Here is a 221-nt window from a genome sequence, read left to right as displayed (position 1 = left end):
CATACCAGTATTATCCAATGGACGTTGCGCAACCAACACAAATAACGTTAAACAATACAGCAAAAACGATTTTTGATAATCAACGTAATTTACAAAATAAGGCTTATAAAAATTTTTTTAGCAAGACTTGTATGCTAATTAGAAAACACGACGCTAAAATTAAAAGTTTAGATGGAACAGTTAATGGTATTAACGGTTCAATTAACGATGCACACAATCCT

Annotated in this window: 1 protein-coding gene; it reads left to right on the top strand. The window is 30.8% G+C overall.

The annotated features are described in order from the left end of the window. Positions 1–17: 17 nt before the first annotated feature. On the top strand, positions 18–221 hold a 204-nt coding region (locus tag AC6UD0_RS07495), incomplete at its 3' end, for a hypothetical protein (protein ID WP_500708728.1).

The sequence above is a fragment of the Fructilactobacillus sp. X7R9C1 genome, assembly GCF_059901005.1.
This window is presented reverse-complemented; position numbering and strand designations above follow the sequence as displayed.